The organism is Gemmatimonadota bacterium (assembly GCA_026706845.1).
In the GTDB taxonomy this organism is placed as follows: domain Bacteria; phylum Latescibacterota; class UBA2968; order UBA2968; family UBA2968; genus VXRD01.
In genome coordinates, this window is the sequence record JAPOXY010000081.1 from 1 (window position 1) to 11,478 (window position 11,478).

General features: G+C 50.5%; 9 protein-coding genes. 3 read left to right on the forward strand and 6 right to left on the reverse strand.

Going from position 1 to position 11,478, the window contains the following annotated elements:
* The 3 genes from OXG87_07850 to OXG87_07860 all read right to left on the reverse strand — a co-directional run.
* Positions 1 to 1,547 (reverse strand): ABC transporter ATP-binding protein (locus OXG87_07850; GenBank protein ID MCY3869457.1); only part of this gene is annotated, 1,547 nt, incomplete at its 3' end.
* Positions 1,534 to 3,279 carry an ABC transporter ATP-binding protein gene (locus tag OXG87_07855; protein MCY3869458.1) on the reverse strand — a complete coding sequence of 582 codons (1,746 nt, stop codon included), beginning with the start codon at positions 3,277 to 3,279 and terminating at the stop codon, positions 1,534 to 1,536. The genes OXG87_07855 and OXG87_07850, both read right to left, overlap by 14 nt.
* A gap of 13 nt (positions 3,280 to 3,292) precedes the next feature.
* Positions 3,293 to 3,499: a DUF2007 domain-containing protein gene (locus tag OXG87_07860; protein MCY3869459.1), complete on the reverse strand. Its 207-nt coding sequence runs from the start codon at positions 3,497 to 3,499 to the stop codon at positions 3,293 to 3,295.
* A gap of 181 nt (positions 3,500 to 3,680) precedes the next feature.
* Here OXG87_07860 and OXG87_07865 point away from each other — a divergent pair, with 181 nt between their 5' ends.
* From OXG87_07865 to OXG87_07875, 3 genes are read left to right on the forward strand one after another with little or no spacing between them, the layout of a single operon-like run.
* Positions 3,681 to 4,901, forward strand: a complete 1,221-nt coding sequence (locus OXG87_07865; GenBank protein ID MCY3869460.1) for an ATP-binding protein — start codon at positions 3,681 to 3,683, stop codon at positions 4,899 to 4,901.
* Positions 4,902 to 4,922: 21 nt separating this feature from the next.
* Entirely contained in the window at positions 4,923 to 6,233 is a 1,311-nt protein-coding gene (locus OXG87_07870; protein MCY3869461.1) for a sulfatase-like hydrolase/transferase, read from the forward strand.
* Positions 6,230 to 6,931, forward strand: coding sequence for a hypothetical protein (locus OXG87_07875; protein ID MCY3869462.1), 702 nt, complete (start codon positions 6,230 to 6,232; stop codon positions 6,929 to 6,931). The genes OXG87_07870 and OXG87_07875 overlap by 4 nt, the downstream gene beginning before the upstream one ends.
* A 31-nt stretch (positions 6,932 to 6,962) precedes the next feature.
* Here OXG87_07875 and OXG87_07880 read toward each other — a convergent pair whose 3' ends face one another.
* The 3 genes from OXG87_07880 to OXG87_07890 all read right to left on the reverse strand — a co-directional run.
* The gene (locus OXG87_07880) at positions 6,963 to 8,120 is read right to left on the reverse strand and encodes a mandelate racemase/muconate lactonizing enzyme family protein (GenBank protein MCY3869463.1); all 1,158 of its coding nucleotides are present in this window, start codon (positions 8,118 to 8,120) and stop codon (positions 6,963 to 6,965) included.
* Between the two features lie 110 nt (positions 8,121 to 8,230).
* Entirely contained in the window at positions 8,231 to 10,630 is a 2,400-nt protein-coding gene (locus tag OXG87_07885) for an ABC transporter permease (protein MCY3869464.1), read from the reverse strand.
* A 43-nt stretch (positions 10,631 to 10,673) separates the two neighbouring features.
* Positions 10,674 to 11,478, reverse strand: an 805-nt coding sequence (locus OXG87_07890) for a mandelate racemase (protein ID MCY3869465.1), incomplete at its 5' end; no start/stop codon positions are given.

An 11,478-nucleotide genomic window follows, 5' to 3' on the forward strand; every position in this document is an offset into this window, starting at 1 on the left:
TGACGCTGTCCTTGGCTCAAATTGCCGCCGCGTTCCGAAAGCACCGTATCATATCCCTGGGGCAGACGGTGAATAAAGGGATCCGCATTGGCCAATTTTGCCGCGTCAACCACCTCCTCATCCGAAGCATCTAACCTTCCATAAAGGATATTTTCCCGCACAGTATCAGACAGCAAAAAAGTATCCTGCAACACAATACCCAGTTGCCGCCGCAACGCTTCCCGTTTCACCTGCCGAATATCATGGCCGTCGATATAGATCGCCCCACTATCGATATCGTAGAACCGGGTCAGCAAATTCACAATGGTCGTCTTGCCCGCTCCCGTCGGTCCTACCAGCGCAATCTTCTCCCCCGGTCTGGCGTGCAAACTCACCTCTTTGAGCACCGGCACATCTTTTTCATAACCAAAACACACCCGATTGAAAACCACATCGCCCCGAACTTGTTCTAACGCGACTGCATCTGGCATATCAGGCGCTTCGGGAAACTCGTCAATAGTCTCAAAAACCCGCTCTGCCCCGGCCAGTGCAGACTGTATCGAATTGTACAAATTGGCAACCTGGCCCAAAGGCCGTCCAAACTGCCGCACATAACTGATAAAAGCGGCAATCACACCGATTGTCACATCGCCCTGAACCGCCATATAGCCACCCGCAAAAGCCACAATCACCAGACCCATATTGTTTATAAAAAAGGTCAAAGGCGGCATCAGCGTCCCGAAAAACTGCGCGCGCGTACCGGCGTATTTCAACCTGTTATTAAACTTTTCAAACGCCTCAATAGAAGCCTGTTCGCGTCCATAAGCTTTCACCACCTGTTCTGCTGCAATCGTCTCCTCAATCATCCCATTGAGCGCACCCAGTGCCGCCTGCTGCTCGCGAAACCCCCGGCGCGCGCGTTTGGCGACCTGTCCTGTCAGCGACGTCATCAGCGGAAAGGTAAGCAAGCTAATCAACGCCAGAGGCCAATCCATCCAGAACATCATGGCCGACACGCCCACCAGGGTCAACACGCTATTAATCAACTGCGTCACGCTCTCCGACAACACGCTGCTGATATTATCCACATCATTGGTCACCCGGCTCATGATATCGCCACTGGCACGCCGATCAAAGAACCGCAGCGGAAGCATCTGCAAGCGGTTAAAAAGATCCTGTCGTAAATCCCGCACAGAGCTTTGAGATACCCGTGCCATAATAAACGTCTGAAGCCAGGATGTCAGTGCCATAGCCACATACACCCCCGCCAACAACAGGGTAATTTGAAAAAGGCCCGGCAAGTCGCTATAGGCGATATACTCATCAATCGCGCGCGCCATCAAATACGGACCTGCCACCTCCAACCCCGTTGTGATCACCACCAGCCCCACCACCCCGATCAAAGTCCCCTTGTAGCGTCTCATATACCCCAGCAAACGGCGGGTAGTTCCCCGAATATCCCGCGCCCGCTCGTCGTCACCCATCATCATCATCCGGCGACGCCCCCCCATCATCATTCCGCCTGTACCCTGCTGTTCACCGTCGCGCTGTCGATCAACTTCCGCCATATCCGTTTCCCTCTCCGAGCTGTGAATCGTAAATCTCCTGATACACCGAACTGGACGCCATCAATTCCTGATGCGTACCCTCGGCAACCAGCACACCATCGTCCAGCACCAGAATCTTATCCGCCTTCAACACCGTACTGATCCGCTGCGCCACCAGAAAACTCGTACACCCGACCATCTGTTCAAGCGCATCGTGAATCCCGGCCTCTGTCGCCAGATCTACCGCACTGGTACTATCGTCTAAAATCAATACCTTTGGACGGGAGATCAACGCCCGGGCTATCGCTATCCGCTGCCTCTGTCCTCCAGACAAATTCACGCCGCGCTGCCCCAATAGCGTCTCGTACTTATCGGGAAACTGGACAATAAAATCGTGTGCCATAGCTGCCCTGGCAGCAGCCTCAACCTCTTCATCCGTCGCATCGGGCCGCCCGTACCGAATATTGTGCCGAATCGTACCGGAAAAAAGGATTGATTCCTGAAGTGCTATCCCAATCTGCTGTCGCAGCGTCCCCTGATCCACATCGCGCACATCCATCCCATCCACCATCACCCGCCCTGCATCCACATCGTAAAACCGCGGAATAAGGTTCACCAAGGACGACTTGCCCGCCCCTGTCGAACCCAAAATCGCCACCTTCTGCCCCGGTTCGGCGACAAAATTCAGATTCCGCAATACCGGATCGTCCGCCGTCTCATTATAACTGAACGTCACATTTTCAAACGCGACCTGCCCCCCCAACACCACATCGCGCTTTGCATCTGCCCGATCCTGTAACTCGGGCTCGCTATTCAGCACCTCGACAATGCGCTCGGCAGAAGCCTCTGCTCGAGACATCCGGATAAGCACCATACTACCAATCATCAGGGATTGCAAGAACAGCAACAGATAATTGATAAACGCAATAATCTCACCCAGCTTCATCCCACCCTGGGTTACGGCAATTCCCCCAAACCAGATCACCCCCACAACGCCCAGATTCAATAGCAGCATCATAAACGGCATCACCAGAGCCACCAGTTGCGTCACCCGAATCGTCTGTTCCATCAACCTGTTATTTGCCGTTCCAAACCGTTCGATTTCGTGGTCAGCCCTCAAAAAAGCCTTCACCACGCGCACACCTGCCAGATTTTCCTGCGTCACCTGATTCACCCGATCCAGGCGATTCTGCACTTCGCCAAACATCGCATTGGCTTTTCGAAACACCAGAATTAGAGTCCCCAGAATCACGGGAGCCAGCCCAATAAACATCAACCCCAAGCGGGGACTGGTCACAATCGCCATCACCAGACCGCCCACCATTGCCATCGGCATACGCGACAGAATGCGCAATATCAAACGCGCCACCTCTCCTACCTGCCGCACATCGTTGGTCAGTCGCGTAATCAGATGCCCCGTTGACAGCTTATCCAGATTGCCAAACGAAAGTGACTGAATTTTGCCAAAAAGCGCGCTTCGCACATCGGTCTCCACCCGCTGCGCCACCCATACGCCAAACCAGGCATTGCCAATTCCAAATAAAACGCCCCCAATCGCCAGGCCCAGCATCCACAACCCGGTCTCAATCACCAGATCCAGATCTCCTCTGGCAATCCCCTCATCTACAATCCGCTGCACCAACCGGGGATGCATCAACTCCAGCATCACCTCGATCAATTTCAGCAGCGGAGCAATTGTCGCCTGCTTCCAATAGGGACGCATATAACCCATCAATTTCAGAATATTCTGCATATAAAATCCCTCTTTACAGATTTTTCAACAGTGCCCTGGCTTCTTCGGCATCGCTTTCAAATACCAGCACATCAACATGTCCTGCCGCGTACAGGGTTTGAAATCCCTCGCCCCGAGTGATACAGGGGATCTCGGCATCGTCGAGCACGGATTTGATCACCGCGAGCAAACCGGGATTTGTTGCAGTAATAACAGTTACAAGAGGTTCTCGATAACTCATCTCAAATTTCTCACTGTTATAGGTAGTCAGCACAAAATACACAACCGGCATTGATCTGTCAGACAAAAAATAATCACAAGATGTCTCGTTTTAAGTTGACAATATGCATTTGAAATGCATATTGTCAACCCAGAGTACCCGTCACCAAACGCAATCTGATGCGGAGATAGGAAGCCGCGATATGCAAAATTATATCAAACGTTCGTTGGAACCCATCCTCACGAGGGCTGCTTCTGAATTTCCCGCCGTAGTATTGACCGGACCGCGTCAATCTGGAAAGACAACACTCCTTCAACATCTCTTTGGCAGGCATTGCAGATATATATCTCTGGAGCCGCTGGACATTCAGGCATCCGCCCTGCAAGACCCGCGCAGTTTCCTGGAAATGTATCCACCTCCTGTTATCTTCGATGAGGTGCAATACGCCCCTGAGTTGCTACCCTATATCAAAGAGAGGATAGATGCGAACCGAAGTGAAAGTGGCCAATACCTATTGACAGGTTCACAAAATTTGTTGCTCGCGGAGAAAGTAACCGAATCTTTGGCAGGTCGCGCGGCAATGCTTCGCTTGTTGCCGCTTTCCAGACGAGAAATGGAGGGCCGTCCGCAGCTTGCCCTTCCGTGGGAGCGCGAGCAACAGTCGTCTTTGAAACCGTCAAACGTCTTTGGCAAACTGTGGCAGAGCTTCCTCCGAGGTGGGTACCCGGAACTCGCGACACAACCCAACCGCGATGCATCCCTTTGGCAAGCCAGCTATATCCAGACCTATCTCGAACGAGACGTACGCACGCTGCGACAGGTCGGGGACCTGACCCAGTATCAAAATTTCCTCCGAATCCTGGCCAGCAGAAGTGCCCAACTCCTGAATCTGACCGATGTCGCCCGAGACCTCGGTGTGGCGGTCAACACGACCAAAGCCTGGCTCTCCGTGCTCGAAGCCACCTATCAGGTGATCGTACTGCGCCCTTACTTTGCCAATGTTGGGAAACGGCTCGTCAAGACCCCGAAAGTGTATTTTACAGATGTCGGCACGCTCTGCTACCTCGCGGGCCTCAAAGACCCCGAGCATGCCGCCTCTGGTCCCATGGGAGGTGCTATCCTGGAAACAGCAGTACTCTCCGAAATCGTCCGGACATTGACGCATCGGGGAATTGATCCACAGATCTACTTTTGGAGGACGATGGCGGGAACCGAAGTAGATTTCATAGTCGAGACCGGTGGAAAGCTCGTACCAATTGAAGTGAAGCTATCGGCTACACCTCGCCCGGCAATGACCGCGGCCATCAAGATATTTCAAAGAGACATGGAGAATGCAGCGATGCCGGGATACGTCGTGCACCCTGGTGACTTACACCTTCCACTCGGTTCCGGCGTGACAGCACTGCCCTTCGCCGCTCTATAGTATAAAAAAATAGGAGAAAAAATGAGCCAACCTAATATTGTATTCATCCACACAGATCAGCAACACCACCTCGCGATATCCGCCTATGGAAATAGTGATGTGTCAACGTCCAACATGGATCGCCTGATCGCAGAAGGCTTATCCTTCAGGCGATCCTACAGCGCCAACCCCGTCTGCTGTCCTGCGCGCGCGAGTTGGTACACCGGGCGCATGTCCGTCGAACACGGCGTTATCAGCAATCCGTTCCCCATCGATCCCAACCTGCCCGACCTCGGCCAGTGGTTGACCAAACACACCGATTACAACTGCGTGTATTCCGGCAAATGGCATGTCACGGGACGAGATGTTGCCAAAAGTTTTGACGTGATCTACGGCAGACATCCCTACGGAGAACTGCAAGACTCTGGCGCCACCCGGGCAGCAGCGCAATATATCGCCGAACACGCAAATGACCACCGCCCCTACTTCCTATCCGTCGGCCTCCTGAACCCACACGACTGCTGTTATGTCTGCGGCGTCAACGGACCCGTGGGGAAATACGGCATGGAGCCTCAGTTGTCCGATCTACCCGATTTGCCCGGCAACTTCGAAACCAGTCTCATGCCGCCAAACCAGAGGCACCGGGTCGGCCACTGGTCGGAAACAGATTGGCGATATTACATCTACCAGTGTTACCGAATGGTAGAAACCGTTGACTCCCAGATCGGATTGATCTACGACACATTGGAAAACAATGGCCTCATTGAAAACACCCTCATCATCTTTACAGCCGACCACGGCGAAGGCTCTGGGCATCACCGAAGAGTATTGAAAGGCTTTTTTGAAGAAGAAGCCTGGGCAGTCCCACTCGTTATTTCGCAACGCGGCAGTATCCCCAACGGACAAAACGATTCGCACTTCATATCGGGCGTGGATATTCCCGCTACAATCTGCGATTACGCCGGCGCACCTCCCCTACCCGACACCGCGTATGGAAATAGCCTGCGCTCACTCCTCGAAGGAAACAACGACATTGCATGGCGAGAAAGCGTCATAGGAGAAAATGCGAGTGCAATCGCCATTCGCGACGATCAGTACAAATCCATCCTCTACGACTCGGGACAAAACACGCTTTACGATTTGTCAAACGACCCCCTGGAAAAACACAATCTCGTATCAGAACCCGGCTTTGACGACGTCAAACACAGGCACGCCACACACCTCGCCGAATACGCAAACACCGTCACACCCTACAGCGGACCTGACAAAACGGGCGAAAGAGATCGAATAAGAGAAGAGAGAATGGAAAATCTCAAACAGGGAAATGGATGGACAGAGGAGGTGGGATCATGAACACCATACCAGCCGAACTCAACGCAATCGCCGGACAATTGCAAAACTACGATGCCCCAGGCCAAACCATTCAATTGGATTCCAATTGCAAATTGACCTATGAAATTCTACAGTGGGCAAAGACACATCCCGAAGGTTTGACCGATGACAGACCAATAGGAACAGTGGAAATCTCGCGCTACAACAAAGAGAACTGCGCAGAATACCAGATCGTTGAAAAACGCAATGGCGGCGGGCGAGAAATTTACGAAGCAACCGTCACAACAGCGCGGGATGAGCGCATTGGAGAATCAATCACGAACTGGAAACTCGCCTGGTACCAGGCAGAAACACCAGATAAACGCCTGTTCATCAATGGCACGGTTCGGGACGCGACCATAGAAATGAATACAAGTAAAAAGCACCTCTCGGCGAATACCCCCATATCGTGTCAATGGATCCTCCCCCTCGCGCTCGCCAATCGCGCCACCCCCATGGACGAAGCGTTTACAACCATCGACGAACTCACATACTACAAAACAGATCAGCTATTGCACGGTCCCGAACAAATCGAATCCAACGACCAATCCTTCTTATCTTATCGCCACACGGGATACGGCACATTGCCCATACACTATGTATTCGATCCACAAAATCGACCCGTCTTTGTCACATTCACACTGCTATCCTGGATCTTGCGCGATATTGAACTTATCTAAGGGCTGCTAAAGCGTTCTGTGTCCCCATTCATTAATCAAAATAGGTATCCCCGTCAGCCAGCAGTGTTTTGGCGACGGCAGGATCTAACTCGACGCCTATACCGGGTTTGTCAGAGACAGCCATCCAGCCCCCTTTGATAAATTCTTCGCCTCCACACAGATCGGCCCACCACGGAATATCGCGCCCGTGAAATTCGAGCACAAAAAAGTTGGGAACTGTCGCCATTACATGACACGCGGCCATCATGCCCAGAGGTGACGACACATTATGTGGCGCAATAGGGATATAATGCGCATCGGCAATTTCGGCAATGCGCTTAGCCTCCATAATGCCACCCGATTTGGCCAAATCGGGCATAATGATATCCACTGCTTTTTGTCTGAACATCTCCAAAAACTCAAAACGAGTGTAATGATTTTCACCTGTGCAAATGACCGTGCTCGTAGATGCACGCACTTGAACCAACGCATCAATATTCTCAGCAGGTACTGGCTCTTCTAACCACATCAACCGCACATCTTCCACAGCTTTTGCCAATGTAATCGCCGAAGGCAAATCAAACTGTCCGTGGCAATCAATCGCCAAATCAATGTCAAAACCAATACCCTCGCGAATCGCACGAATCAAATTAATCACATGCGTCATTTCCCGTGCCCCCGCCGTCCAATTGATCGGATCCAGCTTGCCCACACCCGAATGATCCACATCAAATTTTACCGCGCTGTAGCCTTCCTCAACAACACTCAGTGCCTTCTCTGCATACGCCTCTGGCGTGGCCGAATCCCCAGCGTGACAATCGGCGTAGAGACGGATCTTATCGCGAAACTTGCCCCCCAACAACTGATAAATTGGCACCCCCAACGCCTTACCCACAATATCGTACAACGCATTTTCGATGCCGGTCAATGCAAAAATCAGCGGTGCATGGGTAGTACCCGCATACCGCCCACGACGACGCATTTTCTCGTACAACGGTCCCACATTCATCGGGTCTTCACCAATCAACATCCCCTTCATTTTTAAAATCGATTCTTTCAAACCAAATCCCGTGTAATACGAGGCTGAATTGCATTCGCCCGTACCCACAATGCCTTCGTCGGTATATATCCGAACAAATGTCCACACGCACCCACCACTATGGGGTTCGGGTTTGCCAATCACACAGGCTTGAACATCGGTAATTTTCATGCTATCCCCCTATTTATCGCTTAATCCATCGTCATTTCAGACCAAATCTGATTTGGGACAGCTGAACACCTCTATTTGTTTTTAATCATCAAGGCCATTCAATCTATTTTTTATTCGTATCTCAGAGCGTCGATTGGATTAGCATTTGCAGCTTTAAGAGCCTGGTAACTCACTGTTGTTAAAGCAATCACGAAAACGAGAACGCCCCCAAAAATAAAAATTCCCAGATTCAGATTGATTCGATACGCAAAATCCTGTAGCCATCTTTCCATAGTGTAGTAAGCAAATGGCCAGGCAAGGATATTTGCTATAACCACAGGCAAAATGAGTTCTCCATAAAGTAATCTCACAATATTTCCGGTAGATGCGCCCAGGATTTTGCGAATACCAATCTCTTTAGTACGTTGCTCAACACTGAACATTGCTAAGCCGAATAAACCCAGACATGCAACAAAAATCGCTAATCCTCCCAAGGTCGCAAAGATTTTTCCCAGCCTACGATCCCCGGCGTAATGGACATTATCAATCCAATCATCTAAAAGCAGATAATAGAATGTCCCTTTCGGAATAAACTGCTCCCATGTCGCTTCTAAAAAATTCACCGTTTCTGGCAAATCTTCAGGTCGGATTTTGAGCATAAGTGCCTTGAGATTGTGATGATTTTTCATCAGAACTGTTGCTTCTTGTTCGTTGCGTAGCGATCCCGTGGGGAAGTCCTTAATCACCCCGATAACTTGTCCAGTCGTGTTGCCTTTTATCAGAGTTTTACCAATGGGATTGTCCCATCCCAACTGCTTCACGGCTGTCTCGTTTAGAATAAACTGATAGCTATCTTGAGGTGTATGGGCTTCCATATATGCTCGTGTGAAAAATCGACCAGCCACCATTTCCATATTAAAAAAAAACAGAAAATCTTCATCCACTGGGTAATATTTCATCCGCCAGTCCTGTCCATCAGCTCGAAATAATGAAAGACCTGCCCAAATTCCAGGTGCTCCATTTACAACTGTTGCCGCCAGTATTTTAGGATGCTTTAAATACGCCGCTTTCACCGCATTGTAGCGCCACTTAAAGATATCGCCCTCTTTGCCCCAAACATGTCCTTTCCTTGCTGCCACTTGAAAAATGGGAATAAGAAGGGTTTGTTTCCGCTCAAACCCGAGGTTCTTGTGATGCAAGTAATTGAGTTGTTGGTAAACTACACCTGTAGCGATAACCAAGACCACGGAAATCGCAAACTGGAATATCACCAATCCTTTTCTCAATCTCGTCCGACCCGATGTGGCCCCCGATATTCCCTTAATTACAGAAGTGGGATGAAATGCTGATAAGAAGAACGCGGGATAACTTCCCGCCGATATACCTACGATCAACACCACGCCAATAAGCCCCAAAATTATGAGACCTGTGTTTCCTTCCCATAGCGAGAGAGGTTTCTGCACGAACTCGTTAAAATAAGGAAACGCCAACTCAATCAGTCCTAACGCCAGCACCGTACTCAACAATGCCATGAAAATGGACTCGCCCAAGAATTGTTCGATCAATTGCCTCTGATGTGCGCCAACGACTTTGCGTACCCCGACTTCGCGTGCCCGCCTAACTGACCGTGCCGTTGACAGATTTACGAAATTGATTCCTGCGATTAGTAACACAAATACACCTGCACAGCCGAATGTATAGACAGTCTTGAGGTCGCCTCTCTGTAAGTGAATATCTGCCAATGACTGAAGTCGATAGGCGTCTCGATCTCGAATTTCCTTCCCCATGTGCTGCTGTATGATATCTTGTAGTTCAGGCTCAAGTGCAGAGGCTGAAACGCCTTCTCGAAGTAAAACATAGATCTCTATGTACCGATATCCAGATCGAATCCACTGGTTCCATCTCTTATTTGACTCAATTCGCGGAGTTGGTGAAGCAAGACAATCAAAGCGAATGGTAGAATGTCTTGGTAAGTTTTCCATAACTCCGGTTACTGTAAAATCCCCTTCAAAATACGGATCTGAGACTGAAAGCACTTTGCCAATTGGATCTTCATTGCCGAAAAATTGCTCAGCCATTTTTTGAGTTAACACCACTGATGCAGCCTTGCTAAGTACCGTTTCGGGCGTACCCCTCCGAAGAGGAAAATCGAATACCTCAAATACTGAAGCATCCACCAAACAGAAAGTGTGATCAAATTCTCGTTCCCCATACTGAATCTGAGTACCGGCACGTTTCATAAGCCGAACCACCTGCTCCACATCTGGAAATTCCTTAAGCGCATCGCCAAGCGGACCAGATGTCCGATGATCCCATCGAATATCTGTCTCTGTGATTTGTGTCCCACGCAGCACGCGATAGATTCTATTTGTTTTTTTGTGAAACCGATCAAAGGAAAATTCATCCTGAACGAACAAAAGAGCCAAAAGGCAGCAAGTAATCCCGACTGCTAAACCCGAGATATTTATACAAGAATAGGTTTTGTGTCTGCACATGTTTCGCAGACTAACGATTAGATAATTCTTGAACATGACGACCTCAGCGGACGGTGTGTATTTGTGCACATCTCGTTGGCTACGACAAAATAGCTGTCTTTTTGCGCTCGATTAGGTCGAAGTCGATCTTTGCGCCGAGGCCTGGCTCGTTGATTGCGTGCATTATACCGTTGGCGTCTGGCTCTGCCTCTTCTATCAAACCGTATTTCTGAGCTTCGCCGGGCAGAAGGATCTCGAAGTATTCGGTATTTTTGATTGCCATAGTGGCGTGGAGGTTAGCGATGTTGTTTAGCGAGTTGCCGCCGTGGTGGATCTCGTAGTTCATATGGAAAGCCTCTGCGAGGTGGGCAGTCTTCATAACGGCGGTGATTCCGCCTTTGACAGCGACGTCACCGCGAAGGTAGTCGGTTGCCTGTGCGACGAGCCATGGGGCGTAGGCGGTAAAGCCGCCGGGTGAGTGCTCTGTAGCCATGATCGGAATGTCGAGGTGGTTTTTGAGCTTCACGTAGTTGAGCATGTCGTCGCCAGCGAGCGGGTCTTCGTACCAGTGGTAGTTGAGTTCCTGGATTGCTTTGCCGACTTCAAGAGCCTGAGGATAATCATAGGCCCAGATTGAGTCGAGCATTAGCGTGAAGTCATCACCGACGGCTTTTCGGACGGCAGCGCAGATCTCAATATCTTCCCGGATATCGACTGCCGGTGGGTGGATCTTGTAGCCCTGCAGACCCCTATCCTGGTATTCGGTTGCCTCATTCGCGTATGCCTCCGCAGAGGCGAGGCGGGGAGAACTGACGTAAGCGGGGATGGTGTCGCGGTAGGTGCCGAGAAGGTGGTGGATTGACAGGCCTGCAACCTTGCCAGCAAGATCCCATAGTGCGACATCT